The sequence below is a fragment of the Paenibacillus sp. MAH-35 genome, assembly GCF_058135425.1.
In genome coordinates this window covers 12639-31598 of record NZ_JBYUPU010000039.1, presented here as the reverse complement: position 1 = coordinate 31598, position 18960 = coordinate 12639, and the positions used below count along the sequence as shown (strand labels likewise).

Below are 18960 nucleotides of genomic sequence, written 5' to 3'. Positions count from 1 at the left end.
CCGGGATTCGAGCTTCGGCTATTCGTGGTACGGACGTTTTCGGGGAGAGCGCATCAGCAGCTTCATGGGAGCCCGAAATATAAAGTCGCGCACAAGCTGGCCGGGCTGCAAGGGCATGAGAGCCGACAAATAGGGCACTCCGAGAACACGCACCTTGCTGACGTGCAGCAAAATCCAAAAATATCCGATCATAAGCCCGAAGCCGCCTAGCGTCGCCGCCAGCAGCATAAGCGGAAAGCGAAGAATCCGCAAGGCGATCCCCAGGTTGTACTGCGGCAAGGCAAACGAAGCGATACCGGTCAAGGCTACGACAATGACCATGATCGGGGAGGAGATTTTGGCCTGGATGGCCGCTTGACCGACTACGAGCGCACCGACGATACTGACGGCCGAGCCGATCGGCCTGGGCAGCCGAATGCCCGCCTCCCGCAGCAGCTCGAAAAAAAACTCCATGATAAGGGCCTCGACGAACGCCGGAAACGGGATTTTTTCCCTCGTATCCAAGATGGCGAGCAGCAACACGGTTGGAATAAGCTCCGGATGAAACGTAGAAAGGGCAATGTACAGGCTGGGCAGCGTAAGCGCTATTACAAAAGCCGCAATGCGAAGCCAGCGAACCAGCGAAGCATAAATCGTCCGCTGATAATAATCCTCGCTAGCTGTAAAAAACTCCACGAACAAGCCGGGGCAGATCAGAATGCTGGGCGTTCCTTGAACGAGTACGATAATTTTCCCTTCGAGAAGAGCGGCGTTTGCGACATCAGGCCGTTCGGTGTATCGGACCTGGGGAAACGGCGAATACGTCGACTCTTCCAGCCATGCTTCTAGATAGCTCGTATCCAATATTTCCTGCTTGCCAATCCGGGATATTTTCGTTTTGAATTCGGCCAGCGTTTGCGGATCGACGGCGCCTTCCAGATAGCCGTATACGATTTCCCGGTCGCTCTCTGTCCCACTGTAAAACGATTCGAACTTCAGTCTGGTCGTCCGCAGCAAGTTGCGAAGCAAACCGATATTCGTATGCAGATCTTCAATCGTGCTGTTATGAGGGCCGAAGACGACGGATTCCGTCACAGGCTCGGAGACCGCTCTTGTCTGAATCCCCGGCATCTCGTAGCAGATCGCATGATCCCAACCATCGATAAAGATAACGATGCCACCCCGCAAAATTTGCTTGACGGCTCGATCGAAGCTGTTCAGTACCGACGGCGGGTGTGTCGTAATCCCCTGGCCTTCAAAGTAACGGCTCACCTCGTCGGGCGTCAGCCTGGCATCAAGCCCGGCCAATAACGGAGACAGATCCCGGAAGGTGGCTTTCATATAGCTTTCTTGTCCGTTATCCGTTAACGTATCCAAATAAACCGAAAAGGCCGAGTGCTCCAGCCCCGAGCCATAATTCCAGGGTTGCAGCTTCAGATCGTGACAATGGCGGAACAACTCCTCGATGCGTAACCGGTTTTCCGTCAGACGGATTGAAACCAGATCGGAAGTTGCGGGCAGATTCCGGTCCTCCATACAGGATTTCCTTTCCAGTTTTTGTGGTTAGTATGCGGCCGCGGCAAAAAAAGTATGCATTCGCCCACGCTCCGGCTTCTTGCCGCTCAACCAAATGAGGCCATCCGTATGGATGGTCCTGAAGCTTGCTGGATAGTTTCTACCTTTCGACGATTTCCTGAGACACTTTGGGATGGGGGGACAGCGCTTTGGAGACGGTTGTCCGATCGATCCCCAAAAAGCCTGAAACGTCCTGAGCGAAACCGGTAAAACGTGTATGTTTGTATTATTATTTATAGATTTCTCTCATTTCAAGCGCTGCTCCCAAACGGTAACATGTTGAGTACAAAGCGAATCAAGCTATTACCGAGCTGGGAGTGACGCAGATGGAGCACATACGTCGGATAACGAAATCCGGTGGGGGCAAATGGAGCAGGTGGACGGAGCCGTTATGGGGGTACGCGTTTATATCGCCCTGGCTGATCGGCTTTTTCGTACTGACGATCGGACCGCTGTCGCAATCGTTTTATTTATCGCTTACCCAGTACAACTTGCTGGAGCTGCCGAATTGGATCGGACTGGAAAATTACAAAGAGATTTTAACGGAGGACGGCGAATTCAGGAAGTCGCTGCAAGTTACGCTGACGTATGTGGCGCTGTCCGTGCCGCTGAAATTAATTTTCGCGCTGCTGGTCGCTTTGCTGTTATTCCGCGCGCTCCGGGGCATGTCGCTGTTCAGGGCGGTGTTTTACTTGCCCTCCTTGATCGGGGGAAGCGTCGCGCTGTCCGCCATCTGGCGCAACTTGTTCGGCATGGACGGCATTCTGAACCGGATCGTTGGCTGGTTCGGATTCCAAGGCATGGACTGGATCAACAATCCGGGTACGGCGCTGTACACACTCGTGCTGCTGGCGGTATGGCAGTTCGGTTCGTCCATGGTGATCTTTTTGGCGGGACTGAAGCAGATTCCGCGGGATCTGTACGAATCCGCCTCGGTGGACGGCGCCTCGAAGATTCGCACTTTTTTTGCGATTACGCTGCCGATGCTGACGCCGATCATTTTGTTTAACCTGGTCATGCAAATTATCGGGAGCTTCCAGATGTTCACCCAAGCGTTTATCGTCACCAAGGGCGGACCGATCAATTCGACGCTCGTGTACGCGCTTTATTTGTACCAGAAAGCTTTCGCGTACTTCAATATGGGCTATGCCAGCGCGCTTGCCTGGATCTTGCTTGTCATTATCGCCATCTGTACGGCTCTGATTTTCTGGTCGTCCAGACGATGGGTGCACTATGAAACGTAACCGATCGACGCCAAGGAGGAGACCCGGATGAAACAAGCTGTTCTATATCGTTATACCGTACTGATTCTGGCAAGTCTGGTTATGATCTATCCGATCTTGTGGCTGGTCGGCAATTCGCTGAAATCGAACGAGGACATTCCGAAGCCGCAGCTGTTTCCGAGCGAGTTTCAGTGGAGCAACTTTTCCGAAGGCTGGACGGCCATTCCCGGCTTCAGCTTCGCTCATTTTTTCTACAATTCGTTTTTTATCGCGACGCTTTCCGTTGCCGGAACGCTGGTATCGAGCGCATTGGTCGCCTACGGCTTCGCACGGCTGCGCTTTCCGCTGCAAAAACTATGGTTCGGCATTTTGATGATGACGCTGATGCTGCCTGCCCAGGTTACTTTGGTGCCGCAGTACATTTTGTTCAAATCGTTCGATTGGGTAGGGACGACGCTGCCGCTGATCGTTCCGCACTTTTTGGCGGTCAGCCCGTTTTTCGTCTTTCTGATCGTGCAGTTTATCCGCGGTATTCCGAAAGATTTGGACGAATCTGCCAAAATCGACGGCTGCTCCACAATCGGGATCGCGTTTCGAATCGTGCTGCCGTTATGCACGCCGGCTTTTATCACAACGGCGATCTTCAGCTTTATCTGGACGTGGGACGATTTTCTCGGGCAGATGATCTATTTGACCGATACGGCCAAATATACGGTGCCGCTGGCGCTCCGGCTGTTCCTCGACAATACGTCGGCGGTCACATGGGGACCGATGTATGCGATGGCGCTTTTGTCGGTCATCCCCTGTTTCGTTATTTTTCTGGTCGCACAGAAATACTTTGTGGAAGGAATTGCAACAACGGGGATTAAGGGATAGCTGTTTACGGCGAACGTGTTCAGGCCTTATCCTGTATGTATAACAGTAAGACGACAGGTGATGGTGGCGCATGAGAAATCCTTTCAAGACGTTTTCCTTTCAGGCGACTTTCTACGTTTCTTTCCTTGCTATTTCCGCCCTGCTGGTCCTGCTTCTCGGTTGGACGAGTTATTACATTACGAATCAGGAAGTAGTGGGGCAGACGATCTCCTCAAGGAAGCTGCTGCTGGACGAGATCAACAAGCAACTGGACATGCAGCTCCAATCCGTCGAATACGACTCGCTCGCGCTGGCAAGCAACCCGAAGCTGATCCATTATTTGCAAAATAACGAAGATCCGTTCGAACACCTCGGTCAAACGTCCGAGATGATCGATCTGCTCAGCCGGCCGAGTTATGTGAAGGAAGGCATTCTGTCCCTGCAGCTGTATGCGAAGCATACGACGGGCAGCAGCCATATTGCCGGGAGCGGGGTATACGGCTACGATCTTCTGGAGCAGGTTTCCTGGTATGACCAGATCAAGGATGCCGATTACTGCTGGGTCGGCGCTCATCCGGTCGAGGTCGGCGATTATCCGGAGGGTGACCGGCAGGTCGTCACCTTTGCGAGAAAAGTGCTGTCCGCGGCTGGCCAAGAAGCCGGCGTCCTCGTCGTGAATGTGAAGCTGTCCTATATCGAGAAGCTCGCGTTCGGCAGCAAGACGGATGCGAGCCGGTTTATACTCGATACGAACGGTCGGCTGATCGCGCAATTTCACGGCGGCCCGGTCCAGCCGGTTTCCTATGACAGATCCAGCGGCGATATTGCCGCGATTATGGACAAATCCGCTTCCGACCACTATGCGATAGCTCCGCTCGATATGAAATCGCTGATCATTTGGAACAAGCAGACCCGAACGTCATGGGTAACGATGGACGTCATTCCTTGGGAGACGATTACGAAAGGAAGCCGGCGTATTGCGAGCGTAATCCTGGTCGTAGTCCTTTTATGCATCCTTCTGACGGCTGCGATGGCGTTTTTGTTGTCCGTCCAGTTCGCCGCTCCGATTCGCAGACTGATCCGCGCGATGAATGCGATGAAGGTCGGAAAGCTGAACGAGAGGATCGATAACGATTACCGCAACGAATTCGGTCATCTCAACGATCATTTCAACGAGATGGCCGAACGGATCGAGACGCTGATCCGGCAAGTGACGGAGCAAAACCGGCGGCAGCGCGAAGCGGAAATTCAAGTGCTGCAAGAGCAGATCAACCCGCATTTCCTGTACAATACGCTCGATATGATGAACTGGCACGCGATCGAGTCCGGCTCGCGCGAGATCAGCCATATGCTGGCCTTGCTCGGCAAAATGCTGCGGATCGGGCTGTCGAGCGGCGCTACGTTTATTAACGTTCGCCAGGAAATGGAGCATCTGAGCTGTTATCTGGAGCTGCAAACGATCCGTTATAAACAGACGATCCGCTTCGAGCTCGCCGTGCCGGATGAGCTAAATTGCTGCTATATTCCGAAACTGATTCTCCAGCCGTTCGTGGAGAACAGTCTCCTTCACGGGCTGCACGGGCGCACAGGCGGTACGGTGTTGATTACCGCCGGGGAGGACGATCAGGGCGTCTATTTCCGGATCGAGGATAACGGACGAGGGATGGAGACCGTTCAATCCGCGCCTGGACGGGAGCGGGGCGGGATTCGGAATGTGCACGATCGCATTCAGCTGTATTTCGGTGAGCGTTATGGGGTGGAATTGCGCAGCGCGCCCGGTCAAGGAACAAGCGTAACGCTGCGTGTGCCCAAGCTGACGGAGGAGCCGGCACCGAACATCAGGGGGGAGACAGCATGATCAAAGCCGTCATTATCGATGACGATATGACAACCGTTCAAGGACTAAGCCGATCGGTCCGGTGGGAGCGATTCGGCATCCGGGTAGTCGGAACGGGGATGAACGGGAAGGAGGGGCTGGAGCAGATCGAGGCTCTTCAGCCAGACCTTATTTTAACGGATATATTCATGCCGGTCATGAACGGGATCGATATGCTGAAGGCGCTGCGGGAGGCGGGCAACACGGCGGAAGTGATCATTTTAAGCGGATATGAAGATTTCAAGTACGCCCAATCCGCGGTCAAGCTGCGTGTTCACGATTATATGTCAAAGCCGGCGACGCTGGATGAAATCGAGCGGGTGCTGAAGGACGTCGCCGACCATATATCCAAGCGGGATTCGGAGGAAAAGGAAGAGAAAGAGCTCCGGGAGCTGCTTGCCTACAATTTGCCGACGACGCGCCGCCAGCTGTTGAAGGGGCTGCTTGAGCCGGGCTTTTGCCAAACCGGCTTTTACCGCAAAGTGTCCGATTATTTGAAGCTGGACTTCTCCGGCCAATATGTAACCGTCGTTCTGATCGAGTTTTTTATCAATCGGGAGCGTCACACGTACCGGCCGAACGATCTGTCCCTGTTCGCCTACGCGGTCCAAAATATAGTGGACGAGCTCGCGGGTCATCGGGACGGCGTTCATGTCGCCGATATTCAGCGCAACCTGCTGTCCGTCGTCGTAGCGGTTCCTTCGTGTGCGAGCCAGGAGCGGGCCAGGCGGCAGGGGATTCAGGTGGCGCAGGAGCTGCTGGATCATGTCCGGGACTGCCTGAAGCTGCAAGTGTGGGCGGCGGTCGGTTCGGTGGCGCAGGACGTCCGAGACATCCCCCGTTCTTACGCGGCGGCGGTCGATCTGCTGGCCAGACGCGAGCGGATGTCGGATAAACAGCTGCTGCTGAAGGAGGACGTCCGGGAGCTGGCGAAGCCCGTATCGCGGCGCCCGATCGAAAGTTATCAGGCGGTCGTCGACGCCATGATGCTCGGGCAGGAGGAGCTTGTCGAGGCCAGAATCGTCGAGCTGACATGTGCGCTTCGGGAAGGAGACGCTCCGAGCATCGGCGATTTGCGGGAGTTCGCGATCGATATCGTCGGCATTGTGACGCTGGCTTTGCACGAACACGGATTGCAAATCGAATATTTCCGCGCCGATTTTACGATGTACAAGGAGCTGGAGCTGATCTACGGCATTGCCGATTTCGCCGGCTGGCTCCGCGATCTGGTGTTTCCGATCTGCCGGGCGATGGACGAGCGCAGCTCGCAAAAACACCGGAAAACGATCGATTTCATCAAACGGTACGTACAGCAGCATTATGCGGAGGATGTAACGCTTGATGTGATTGCCGAGAAGGTGTATTTGACCCGCAACTATTTAAGCCAAATCTTCAAGCAGGAAACCGGCGAAAATTACAACAGTTACTTGACGCGCGTGCGGATGGAAAAAGCGAAGGAATTGCTGCTAACCGGAAACTATAAAGTTTTCGAAATCTCGCAAATCGTCGGTTACAAAAACAATGCGTACTTCAGCCAATTGTTCAAAAAGCATACCGGATATTATCCGTCGGAGCTGAATAAATAAGACTGGCAGCCGGGAGGAGAGACGGGGACGTTCTTGCAGACGATCCCTGTTATAACGGCAAAAAACGTACGATTCGGCACCTGTCCCAACTCCGTATATTCGTAGTAGTTATTGTAGATTTCTCTAATTTTAATAGAAATTCAACATTTTATAATGGAGTTGTACAAAAGAAAACTATCGAGGGGTGCATACACAATGAAGTGGCGGAACAGACCGGAAAGACGGGTACTCGGTTCATTGTTGGCGATGACGCTGTTAGGGGGCACGCTCGCAGGCTGCGTTCCTACGGAAAAAAAGAGCGGCGATCAGCCGGATGCCGGCACAAACAAAACGGAAGCGCTTCAAAATGTGGAGCTGAGGTTTGCCTGGTGGGGAAGTCAGGGCAGACATGACAGAACGCTGAAAGCAATCGAGAAATTTCAGCAGCTTCATCCTAACATTAAAATCAAGCCGGAGTATACGAGCTTCGACGGCTACTGGGAGAAGCTGTCTACGCAAGTCGCAGGGAACAATGCGCCGGATCTGATGCAGATGAGCGTGCTGTATATTAAGGAGTATACCGACCGCGGCGTGCTAGCCGATCTTACTCCGTATGCGAACAAGGAGATTCAGGTCGCCGACCTGAACAAGGAAGTGATCGCGAATCAGGGAACCGTCGGCGGCAAATTTACCGGCTTGCCGGTGTCCGACAACGCGTCCGTACTTATCTACAACAAAGAAATGTATCAGCAGGCCGGAGTTGAGCCGCCGAAGCTGGATATGACGTGGGAGGAATTTTTCGCCAAAGCACGTGAGGTCAAGTCCAAGCTTGGCGATAAAGTGTACGGTGCGTTCGATATGTCGGCCTCGCTGGAGGCATTTATGTATTACGCTTTCTCCGTCGGAGATACGATGTACAAAGGAAACAGGCTCGGCTACTCCGATCAGACATTCCGAAACTGGCTGAAAATGTGGGACGACGCCCGGAAGGAAGGAATCGTGCCGACGGCCGCGATGACCGCTTCGTTTTTGCCGCTGGGCAACTTCGACCCGAACAAGGACGCGCTGATGAAAGGGATCGTCCCGATTATCGGCCCCCAATTTACGGCGACGTTCCCCGCGTACGAAAACGTCATGAAGGACAAGATCGATATGGTCTCCTATCCGAAGGACAAGCATACGGGAAGCGTGCTGCTGCCGGCGATGTTCTTGTCCATGTCGGCCAAATCGAAACACCCGAAGGAAGCGGCGATGTTTTTGGACTTTTTCCTCAACTCCAAAGAGGCGGCCGATGTGCTCGAGATCGAAAGAGGTCTGCCGGAAAACAAAAAGATATTGGAATATTTGACCCCGCGATTTAACGACCGCGACAAAAAAATGATGAACATGCTGGAGCATGTGACGGGTAACAAACCCGGCATGTACGACGGAGGGCCGAAAGGCACGGGCGAGGTAACGAAGCTGTTCGAACAGACCGTGCAGAAGCTGCAGTTCGGCAAAGCTTCGATCGACGATGTCGTCGCCGAATTCCGCAAGGAAGCCGACAAAATTTTCGAAAAAAACAATTAAGAGTGCAAACGGGAAAGGGGATTCTCCGGCATGAATAAGCGCCAGTTTTCCGTTATTGGCTGTCAGCATGCGCATATCGGGATATTTATTAGCGAAATGCTGGAGCTGGGTTACAGCTGCGCTGGTATCTATGAGGAAGAGCAAAACGGTCTTTCCCGCGCTTTGTCCGACAAATTCGGCATTCCGCTGGCGCGTTCCAAGGAAGAGCTGCTCGGCGACTCCGTTGCCGTCGTCGGTTGCGCGGCGATTAACGACGAGAAGATCGACGTGATCGAATACTGCGAAAGCCGGGGCAAACATGTCATGGTCGATAAGCCCGCAGTTGTCAGTATGGACGGGCTGCAGCGGTTAAAGGCGGTTGCCGGAAGAGGGAACATCGAAATCGGCATGCTGCTGACCGAGCGGTTTCATCCGGCGATTCACACCTTGAAGAAACAGATCGAACGAGGCGCTTTAGGCGACATCGTAACGGTTGGAATGCGCAAACCGCACCGTCTCGATGCCGCCGCCCGTCCGGAATGGTTTTTTTCGAAAAAACAGTCAGGCGGGATATTGATCGATCTGCTCGTGCATGATTTCGACCTTTTGCGATGGTTAACCGGCAAGGAGATTGAAACGGTGAGCGGATACATCGGAAAAACGATAATGCCCGAACGTCCGACCTTTTACAATTCGGCCAGTGTGCAGGTGTTGATGCAGGATAACATCGTTGCTCAGCTATACGCCGATTGGCACTCACCTGTCGGGAGCTGGACGTGGGGAGACGGCCGGATATTCGTGACCGGGACGGAAAGCTTCGTGGAGCTTCGGCTGCAGGGCGATCCTTTGGTCGGGGCTGATCCGGTGGTTATCCGCTCGACGAACGGCGAGTCCGTCGAATCGCTTCCCGCGCTGCAGCCGCCATGCACGATTACGGAAGATTTCTTGCGGCGGATCGGCGGAGGGGAGAGCATCCTGACTCAGGACGATATCGTCAAGGCGTCGGAGGCGACGATGTGGGCCGATCGTACAGTTACGTACTTGAATCGATACGAAGCACCGTGAGCGGATGAGATTGGCAAGAAGTTCGGGAAGGCCCGTGTTCCCAATGTGGGATACGGGCTGGAACTTCGACCATTCCATATCTGATCCGTGGTGGGGGATTCCTGGTGGAAGACCCGGACCCGGAGCGAATGAAAGAGCAACATTGCAAACGCCCTCCTATGTTACAACTAGTATGAATTCGACAAAGGAGATGAAGCGTTTGAACAGACTCGAAGGGAAAATTGCTTTAGTAACCGGAGCCAGCCGGGGAATCGGCCGCAGTATTGCTTTGCGGCTGGCGCAGGAGGGAGCCCATGTCCTCGTGCACTACGGGCGGAGACGGGATGAGGCGGAGGCGGTCGTCCGGCAGATCGGGCTAGAGGGAGGCCGGGCGCATGCGATCGGCGCCGATCTGAGTACGCTTGACGGCATCAGTGATTTAATGGCGGCACTGGATGAAATCGTACGGGAACGTACGGGCGGCAGCGGATTCGATATTCTGGTCAATAATGCCGGTATCGGTCAGATTAGGGGTCTGGAAGAAACGACGGAGCAATCGTTTGACGAAGTGATGCGGATTAATGTCAAAGCGCCGTTGTTCGTAACCCAGCAAGCGCTGCCGCGGATGAACGACGGAGGGCGGATTATCAATCTCTCCTCATTTGTGACGCGGGCCGCCTCTCCGACGGTGTTCGCTTATAGCATGTCGAAAGGGGCGATCGACACGTTTACGCGTCTGTTGGCCAAGCAGCTGGCAGGCCGCCATATCACGGTGAACGCGATCCAGCCCGGCATTATCAATACCGAGATGAATGCGGCTACGCTGCAAGATCCGCAAGGCCAAGCGTACGCGGCCGGTCTTTCCGCCTTCAACAGATGGGGAGAACCCGAGGACGTGGCCGATATCGCCGCTTTTCTCGCCTCGCCGGACAGCCGCTGGGTAACCGGTCAATTGCTCGATGCGAGCGGAGGGTCACATCTATAAGTCAAGAGCGAAAAAGCCGCGGCTACTGCGGCTTTTTTTTATAAGCATATTAAAGTTTCTTACCCAAAGTGGACAAGGGGGCAGCACATCCTTGTCATGCCAGCAAGAGGCGGAAGTTGCTTATCGTGGGGGCGTCAGATGGGTGACAGGCCGTTAAGCCTTCTCTGCCCTTTCACTTCAAACGGGGGATGGGACTGAATAAGAGCGGTTTGGGAGGCTGTCGATTCATTGTGGACAACCAAGTGAAAAGGGAAAAGATTACCTTCTGGCGAGTTTTGTCTGGAATCCCCTACCTTACAATCCTTATGAAATCAAGGGATTCCGGACAACCTGTTTGAGCAGAAGAAGGTAACTTTTCACTTGGAACGGCCTGCTATCACTTCTACACAATGAATCGACAGTCTCGTTCGCAACCTTTATTTTGTACGAACCCGTATGGATGGAGAACATACGAGCGATTTGAGACTGCTAAATCGGCGAAAAGGGTGCAGACGCGGCGAGTGGGCTGAAATAAGGGGTGCAAACCGTCTCTATTCGTCTTCGTTTGGGGGAAAGGCTGAAAATAGAATGTGCAAAAGACTCTTATGCTGGATAGAAACCGCGCGTTTAGACGTTTGGGCGAAGCGATACGGGTGGAGAAGGCAGTCGACTTCAGGGAGTGGCTGCTTTTGTCTTATTCCAGGAAGATTTATTCGAGACTCGATTAACTCGGGACGGGTATGACGGACGTACTCATCTAGCTATCCGCTTAACAAGTGCGATCTCGCAGATCAATAATTGATGGAAATTCGATCAATATTTGAAAAGACGGCCCATGCGGTTATCCCTATAATTGGGTTTGGAAGCACAAGTTTCTTACAACAGTTCCTTACAACGTATCAGTTGAGACGAATTGTTCGAAGGCAGGATCACGGTACGGAGCGCAGTATCACAGGTTCAATAGGAGAAATGGGGGAAACGAAGTGGAAGAGCGACGCTGCGCGGCAAACCGTCCGGGTCTGGAGATTCACGCGGATGTTGCGGTCATCGGAGGCGGTCTCGGCGGTTGCGCCGCTGCGCTGGCTGCTGCAACAGCCGGTAAAACGGTAGTGATGACGGAAGAGACGGATTGGCTCGGAGGGCAATTGACAAGCCAGGCAGTCCCGCCGGACGAGCACAGGTGGATCGAGCAGTTCGGCTGTACACGCAGCTACAGAAATTTGCGTGAAGGGATTCGCAGCTATTATCGGCGAAATTTCCCTTTGACGATCGAGGCGATCCGCAAACCGAACCTGAATCCGGGCAACGGATCGGTGAGCAGGCTGTGCCACGAACCTCGCGCAGCGCTAGCCGTGCTTCAGGAGATGCTGGCCCCCTATGTGCACAGCGGGAAGTTAAAACTGCTCATGCGACGTGTTCCGACCCGGGCGGAAGCCAAAGGGGATTCAGTTCAAGCGGTTACGGTACGCCATACGGAGACTGGACGGGAGGAGACGATTGTCGCCGCGTTTTTCCTGGACGCGACCGAATGCGGGGATTTGCTGCCGATGACCGGAACGGAGTATGTAACGGGAGCGGAATCCATCAGCCAGACCGGAGAGCCGCATGCCGTGGACGGCGATCCGCTGCCGATGGATATGCAGGCGTTTACATATTGCTTCGCTATGGATCACATTGAGGGGGAAGACCATACGATCCAGCGGCCTAGAGATTATTTGTTCTGGCGCGATTACAAAGCCGATTTTTGGCCCGGTAAATTGCTTAGCTGGACCGGCGTTCTCCCCCGGACGCTTCAACCGCGCGAGTTCGGCATATTTAGCCATACAGCGGATTTATGGCGTTACCGGCGCATACTCGATAAGTCGAATTTTATGGAAGGAGCTTATTCCAGCGATATCACGATCGTAAACTGGCAGCAAAACGACTACTGGCTTGGCCCGATTATCGACGTGCCGGAAGAGGAGCGCAACAAACACCTGGAAGGCGCCAAACAGCTAAGTTTGTCTCTCCTGTACTGGATGCAGACGGAAGCTCCGCGCCCCGACGGCAAGATCGGTTACCCCGGGTTGAGACTGCGCAAAGATGTGGTCGGTACGGAAGATGGGCTTGCGATGTATCCGTATATTCGGGAATCGAGGCGTATCAAGGCTGAATTTACGGTACTGGAGCAGCACATCAGCCCGGACGCTCGAAAAGACGGACGCGCGGAACTCTTCCATGATTCCGTAGGGATCGGTTGTTACCGCATCGACCTCCATCCGAGCACGGGAAACAGACATTATATCGATATTTCATGCTTGCCGTTTCAGATCCCGCTGGGGGCGCTGATTCCGGTTCGCATGCAAAACTTACTTCCCGCCTGCAAAAATCTCGGCGTCACGCATATTACGAACGGCTGCTACCGGTTGCATCCCGTCGAATGGAACATTGGGGAAGCTGCCGGATATTTGGCCAGTTATTGCATCGACAAGCAATTACAGCCCGGCGCAGTTCGAAATCATCCCGACGCACTTAAAGATTTCCAGCAACTGTTGACGAAAGCGGGAGTTGAACTGAGTTGGCCGGACATCCGGGCTATGTAGAGTAACGAAATCAATCCCATCCGGCCTTTCTGACCGGGATGGGATTGATTTTGTTGTTTTATGCAGAATCGTAGCAGGCCCGTATAAAGGAACCGGTCTGAATGGGGTAGGCCAGGCAACTGAAGAGTTAGAAACTTAAGAGATAAAAACTTGTTGACGATCCGGGATAGACCTTGTATGCTAAATGCAAATAAGGATATTATGGTACGACCATTTTACAATTAATGTTTTTTTGATTGGTTTTGGTCCTTATTCCGATTATGGTCAGACCATAATATATATAAAGGGGGAGATGTTACTTCATTTTTTGTGATACTTTGAAACAAGAGTTCAAGTCGAAGGCGGTCAAAGGAAACACGAATGGTCAGATTGACGTTGTACCTAAGCAGACAAGGAGATGGTGTGGATGCTCGCGAAAAAAATATGGCTAACAGTCGGAATCTGCGTTGTCGCGACCGCTTGCGGAAGTAAGCCGGAGACGGATATCGCTCCGGGAGATACAGGCAAAACCCCGGAGCCTGGGATGTCGGTCCAGAAAGTCGTCGATACGCCGACCGACCTGTATATCGCTTATCCGGGCAGCGGCGAAAAGGATGAGCTGTTCATGCAGCGTTTCGGCGAGCAGATCAAGAAGAAGTTTCCGAACTACACGCTGAAGTACGTACCGCGGACTCTCGCCGAGGGGACAAATTATTATGCTTCGTATCTTGCCTCCGGCGCGCCGATCGATATTATGATTTCCTCTCTCGGTACGACGTCGCTTTATTTGACCAATCTGAGACTTGAAAGCGATATCAGCGATTTGATCAAAACGTACAATTACGATCTGACCCGCATCGAGCCCTCCTTGGTCGACATACAGCGTCAGCTCGCGAACGGGGGGATCTACGGCCTGCCATGGACGAGCGGAAGCTTCGTTTTTTTGTACAACAAAGACTTGTTCGACAAATTCGGGGTGTCCTATCCGAAGGACGGCATGAGCTGGGACGAAATCTACGAACTGGCGAGAAAGCTGACCCGCACGGATTCCGGAACGTCGTATAAAGGCTTTGCGATCCAGTTCGAAAACGCAATGGGCACGAATCAGCTGTCGGCGCCGTATTTCGACCCGAAGACGCACAAGTCGAAATTTTTGGAGGACAGCTTCGTCAAAGCTTTTGACAACATGGCCCGGTTTTACAAAATACCCGGCAACGAACCGCCGGCTACGAGCGTTCCGCTCGCGTTCCAGAAAGACAAAACGGTGGCGATGTTCATGGGTACGAGCGGCCAGATCAAGCCGACGGCGGAGCAGGTGCCGAACTGGGACGCCGTATCGTTGCCGGAGCTGCCGCAGAAACCGGGGGTCGGCTTTCAGGCTGCGCCCGAGTACTTCTATATTACGAGTAAAAGCAAATCGCGGGATGCCGCGTTCCAAGTGCTCGCCTTTATCGCCTCGGACGAATTCCAGGAGTGGTTAGGTAAGACGACGGCCATCTTGCCGGTGGCGAAAGACCCGAATAAGCTGATGCGGACATTCGGCGCCGATTTGCCCGGTTTTCAGGGGAAAAACGTGAAAGCGCTAATCCCTCGCACGTATGCTCCGTTAACGATCACCCCATATTTGACAATCGGCAATTCGGAGATGACGACTGCGCTCAAGGATCATTTGGCCGGCCAAGATGTGAACACCGTATTAAGAGAAGCGGGAGAGCGTGCAGATAAGCGTATCGCGACCGAGCAAGGAAAGTGAGCGGTCCGGTGATAAACCGGCGCACATAGATATCAAACGGCCTGGAGCCGAATAGGGAGAGAACATACATGGGAAAACAAGGCTTTTTTCCGGCATTGGGTACGCCTCTGGACGAGAATGGACGATTGATCGAAGGAAGCTTGCGTCGACACGTCGCGGATCAAATTGAAGCAGGTGCGGCCGGGTTGCTCGTTATGGGATCGATGGGGCAGCAGCCCTATATCCGCGGCGGTGAAACGGCCGAAATCGCCAGAATCGCCGTCGAAGAGGCGAGCGGAGCCTGCCCGGTGCTTATCGGCGTAATGGATAATTCGATCGGGCGGGTCCAAGAACGGATGGATCGGCTCGACGGGCTTGCGATCGATGGAGTTGTCGCCACGACGCCGTATTATTACCCGCTAACACAAGCTGATATCGTCAACTTTTTCACGTCGCTGGCCGCTTATTCGCCATACCCGGTTTATTTGTATGATTTGGCGGTTGTGACGCAGAGCAAAATTTCGGCTCAAACGGCGGAAAAGCTGATGAAGGTGCCGAACATCGGCGGCATCAAAACCGGCGATCTGACGACAGCGAGAGTGCTGTCGAGACTGCAGCCGACTGTCAATCCCGATTTTCGCATCATGTTCAGCGGCCTCGATGTGTTCGATGCGGCGTACGCTTACGGAATCCGAGACAATTTGGACGGCATGTTCAGCTGTACCGCCTCTTTAACCACTGGCATGTATAAGGCGCTCGAGGCCGGGGACAACGAAGCGGCGGCTCGGTGTCTGGACGGGATTTTGCTGCTGCGGGATACGTTTGTCGAAGTCGGCGTTTTCCCGGCCTTTACACATGCGATGAATTTGCTCGGATACGAAGGGACGTTTCATCCCGATTACATGCAGCCCATCGGCCCGGAGCAGCAGGAAAAGGTGCGTGAATGCATGCAGCGGCTAGCGCTGATCTAACAGTTCCGGATACAGTCCCGGCTCTTGCATTGCATGAATCGTCGAGAAACGGCGGAGGGAGCGACGGTATGTACAATTATATAGGGGGACCGGAATATTTAGGGGATGCGTTCGGCCCGGAAGGCAGCGCTGTATGTTTGCCGGGTGGAGCGATTCGATTCTTTTATACCGACAAATCCTCCAAGCCTTCCCATATCGTTTCCCGTACATCACGGGACGGAGGGAGAACATGGGAGGAGCCGAAGCGGGAATTTTCTACTCCTCCGGTCGTTTACCCGGATAAGGGCGGCCGTCGATCGACACCCAGACTTGGTATTCTACGGCTTCTCTGATCGATGAAGACGGGGAAATCCATGTGATGTTTCAGGTATACTACGGGACGGGAGCGATAGGCGTCACCCGGTTTATGGATGTGTACCATATCAAATCCGTGAAAGGGCGCACCGGCTGGTCGGAAGCCGTCCCGATCCGTTCCGGCATTTGGTGCGGGGCTGCAAAAGGGCTGACGACGATCCAAACATCCGGGGGCTGGCGGCTGGTTGCCACTTTCGGCGAATGGAGGGTCCCGGCCGTACCGGGCGAAGGCGTGCTGGACAGCCATGTGTACTACTCCGACGATAATGGCTTGACATGGACGGAAGCGGATTATGCGGACGGCAAGCCGCTGTATGCCCCGGTGCGGGACGATTTCAACGGAGCCAATTACGGGGCGATCGAAGGAAGCATCGTCGAACGTGCACCCGGGTTGCTCAGCATTTACATGAGAACTCAAACGGGATCGATCTATGAAGCGTTGTCCACCGATTGCGGCAGCACGTGGTCTGCAGCAGCCCCTTCTCCGCTCCGCGGCTCCAGTTCACCTGCCTATGTGATCAGGCTGTCGGACAGCCGGCTTGTCGCCTTCTGGTGCAACCAGCCCCAGCTTCCTTTAATGGAGGCGGCCGGAGGAGGCGCGATCGGCATCTACAGCGGGCGGGACGCCCTGCACGGAGCGATTTCGGACGACGGCGGGACGACGTGGAGTGGATATCGCGAGCTGCTGCTGGACCCTAGAAGAAATGAAACGCCGATTAAAGGAGATGTCGGGGTCGCTTATCCGAGTGCTGTCGAATTGGCAGACGGAACGATCTTCCTGACGACCGGTCAAGGCATTTCCAGGGCGATGCTTCGCTTTGCTCCCGACTGGCTGTGCGAGACGAAACGTTCGGATTCTTTTACAAGCGGGTTACTCGATTGGTCGACTTACACCGTGCACGGTCTGGACGGCGAGACACAGGGTCTTGGCAAGAAGCCGCCGAGAACCGAAGGAGCTTGTTTGGTTGACCACCCCGACAGGGCCGGGGCCCAATCGCTGCATATCCGAAAAGCCGACCCGGAAAAACCGGCGGACGGAGCCACTTGGAACTTCCCGGGCGGAAACGGTGTCCGGGGTAAGCTTCACCTGCGGGTGAAGTTCAATTCCGGCTTTCAGGGAGCATGGATCTCGTTGAATGATGCCTTCTACGATCCCTGGTACCTGGATGGTGAAAAAAACGCGGTTTTCCAGCTAACCATCGGCCCTGAAGGACAAATCGACGGCGGCAGCCGATTGGAGCTCGACCAATGGCTGGATCTGGCCTTCGCTTGGGATAGAGACGAAGGGCGCTGTCAGGTCGCCCTCGACGGTGGACGGACGCTTGCCGTCTTGCAGCAAAAGAATCGTGGCTGCGATGGAACGCCGATTTGTTATTTGCGGCTCAAGTCCGGTGCGGTGGGAGCGCTGCCGGACACGAACGGGTTTATGGCGGATTCCGTATGGGCGGCTACGGGCGTATGAGCCGGGACAGAAAATCCATTGAAAGAGGTGTCGAACCATGCTGCAAAAAAAAGGCGGCGTCGTATTGGATTTGCGTCCGGGAGAAGGGAATCCGCGCAACAGCGAAGGGGCGTTTCTCGAATTGCAGGACGGCAGGCTGTTATTCATTTACAGCAGGTTCATCGGAGAATCGAGCGGGGATGCGGGACTTGCTTGTCTAGCCGCACGGTATTCCGAGGATGAAGGGGAGAGCTGGTCCGGGGATGAGCGAGTCGTAAGTCCGGAAGAGCACGATGCGATGAATTTGATGAGCGTGTCGCTTATGCGTATGCAGAACGGGGATGTCGGCCTGTTTTATTTAATCCGGTACGGTTTGCACGATATGAGGCTTCATCTCCGGCGTTCTGCCGACGAAGGAAAGACATGGGGGGAAGCGATATGTTGTATCCCCGGGCCGGGTTATTATGTGACGAATAATGATCGGGTCATTCGGCTGGCCAGCGGCAGACTGGTCATTCCCGCCGCTTATCACAAGGTGCGTGGCGATAGCCGGGCGGACTGGAAATCGCTCGATGTCAGAGGTGTGGCGCACTTTTATTTGTCCGATGACGACGGATTTTCATGGAGAGAAGCCAAAAATTACTGCGTGCTGCCGTATTCACGTACGATTAGCGGTCTTCAGGAGCCCGGTGTCGTTGAACTTAGTGACGGCAGCTTGTTCGCATGGGCCCGAACGGACGTCGGCTGCCAGTACGGGATGTATTCCCGAGACGGCGGCGAGACATGGAGTTCGCCTGAGCCCACCCCGTTCTCTTCGCCTTGCTCGCCGCTATCGATGAAGCGGATACCGGATCAAGACGCGCTGCTCGCCGTCTGGAATCCGATCCCTCATTATCAGACGAGGGAATATACCAGAATTTCGGGAGGACGTACGCCGCTGGTGGGAGCGGTCAGCAAAGACGAGGGGCAAACATGGACGGACTTTTTCGCCGCCGAACTGGAAGAGGACCGCGGGGGCTACTGCTACACGGCGATCCATTTCACGAGCGACTCCGTCCTGCTCGCTTATTGCGCCGGTGAACCGGAGGACCGCTCGCGTCTCGCCCGGCTGAAGGTGCGGAAAATCCGGCTGACGGACATCGTTTCTTCCTAAGAAATCGGATAAACTGAAGATAAAGATGACGTTCAATCAACCGGGTAAACGCGGAGGATGACTCTATTAGGAAGAGTTGCCGATACCAAACAGAAGATGCACCACTAGGGGTCCGCGTA

General features: G+C 54.2%; 13 protein-coding genes. 12 read left to right on the top strand and 1 reads right to left on the bottom strand.

Annotated features, from left to right (window positions below):
* Positions 1-18: 18 nt before the first annotated feature.
* Positions 19-1515, bottom strand: a complete 1497-nt coding sequence (locus AC3Y2E_RS27785; RefSeq protein WP_379216270.1) for a spore germination protein — start codon at positions 1513-1515, stop codon at positions 19-21.
* 365 nt (positions 1516-1880) lie between these two features.
* On the opposite strand from AC3Y2E_RS27785, the gene AC3Y2E_RS27780 reads away from it, so the two are divergent.
* The 12 genes from AC3Y2E_RS27780 to AC3Y2E_RS27725 all read left to right on the top strand — a co-directional run bounded on the left by AC3Y2E_RS27780 (position 1881) and on the right by AC3Y2E_RS27725 (position 18841).
* Positions 1881-2798 (top strand): carbohydrate ABC transporter permease, encoded by a 918-nt coding sequence (locus AC3Y2E_RS27780; protein WP_379216267.1) that lies wholly within the window; start codon positions 1881-1883, stop codon positions 2796-2798.
* 27 nt (positions 2799-2825) lie between these two features.
* A complete protein-coding gene (locus AC3Y2E_RS27775; RefSeq protein WP_190930392.1) occupies positions 2826-3653 on the top strand; it encodes a carbohydrate ABC transporter permease in 828 nt (275 codons plus the stop codon).
* Positions 3654-3723: 70 nt separating this feature from the next.
* The gene (locus AC3Y2E_RS27770; protein ID WP_379216264.1) at positions 3724-5490 is read left to right on the top strand and encodes a cache domain-containing sensor histidine kinase; all 1767 of its coding nucleotides are present in this window, start codon (positions 3724-3726) and stop codon (positions 5488-5490) included.
* Complete coding sequence (locus tag AC3Y2E_RS27765) at positions 5487-7094, top strand: response regulator (protein WP_379216262.1); 1608 nt, start codon at positions 5487-5489, stop codon at positions 7092-7094. Before AC3Y2E_RS27770 ends, AC3Y2E_RS27765 begins: the two co-directional genes overlap by 4 nt.
* 195 nt (positions 7095-7289) lie before the next feature.
* Positions 7290-8642, top strand: coding sequence for an ABC transporter substrate-binding protein (locus tag AC3Y2E_RS27760; RefSeq protein WP_379216260.1), 1353 nt, complete (start codon positions 7290-7292; stop codon positions 8640-8642).
* Between the two features lie 30 nt (positions 8643-8672).
* Positions 8673-9686, top strand: coding sequence for a Gfo/Idh/MocA family protein (locus tag AC3Y2E_RS27755; RefSeq protein WP_379216258.1), 1014 nt, complete (start codon positions 8673-8675; stop codon positions 9684-9686).
* A gap of 199 nt (positions 9687-9885) precedes the next feature.
* Entirely contained in the window at positions 9886-10650 is a 765-nt protein-coding gene (locus tag AC3Y2E_RS27750) for an SDR family oxidoreductase (protein WP_379216256.1), read from the top strand.
* A 962-nt stretch (positions 10651-11612) separates the two neighbouring features.
* Positions 11613-13211 carry an FAD-dependent oxidoreductase gene (locus tag AC3Y2E_RS27745; RefSeq protein WP_379216254.1) on the top strand — a complete coding sequence of 533 codons (1599 nt, stop codon included), beginning with the start codon at positions 11613-11615 and terminating at the stop codon, positions 13209-13211.
* Positions 13212-13617: 406 nt separating this feature from the next.
* Complete coding sequence (locus AC3Y2E_RS27740; RefSeq protein ID WP_379216252.1) at positions 13618-14943, top strand: ABC transporter substrate-binding protein; 1326 nt, start codon at positions 13618-13620, stop codon at positions 14941-14943.
* A gap of 68 nt (positions 14944-15011) precedes the next feature.
* A complete protein-coding gene (locus tag AC3Y2E_RS27735; protein ID WP_379216250.1) occupies positions 15012-15893 on the top strand; it encodes a dihydrodipicolinate synthase family protein in 882 nt (293 codons plus the stop codon).
* A 358-nt stretch (positions 15894-16251) separates the two neighbouring features.
* Entirely contained in the window at positions 16252-17709 is a 1458-nt protein-coding gene (locus tag AC3Y2E_RS27730) for a sialidase family protein (protein ID WP_379216331.1), read from the top strand.
* 37 nt (positions 17710-17746) lie between these two features.
* Positions 17747-18841 carry a sialidase family protein gene (locus AC3Y2E_RS27725; protein WP_379216248.1) on the top strand — a complete coding sequence of 365 codons (1095 nt, stop codon included), beginning with the start codon at positions 17747-17749 and terminating at the stop codon, positions 18839-18841.
* Positions 18842-18960 lie beyond the last annotated feature (119 nt).